1 rRNA gene is annotated in these 233 nt (G+C 51.9%); it reads left to right on the top strand.

Annotated elements, in window-relative coordinates:
• Positions 1-233: ribosomal RNA gene (locus Q4550_RS24170) — 23S ribosomal RNA — on the top strand; the annotation flags it as partial.

Below are 233 nucleotides of genomic sequence, written 5' to 3'. Positions count from 1 at the left end.
AAGGTGAAAAGCACCCCGGAAGGGGAGTGAAAAAGAACCTGAAACAGTGTGCCTACAACTAGTTGGAGCCCGTTAATGGGTGACAGCGTGCCTTTTGTAGAATGAACCGGCGAGTTACGATCACGTGCAAGGTTAAGCTGAGAAGGCGGAGCCGCAGCGAAAGCGAGTCTGGAGATGGCGAAATAGTTCGTGGTCTTATACCCGAAACCAGGTGATCTACCGATGTCCGGTGT

It is taken from the genome of Anaerobacillus sp. 1_MG-2023 (genome assembly GCF_030547345.1).
Taxonomy (GTDB): domain Bacteria; phylum Bacillota; class Bacilli; order Bacillales; family Guptibacillaceae; genus Guptibacillus; species Guptibacillus hwajinpoensis_B.
Note: the sequence above shows the minus strand (reverse complement) of the source record. Positions and strands in the feature narration are given on the sequence as shown.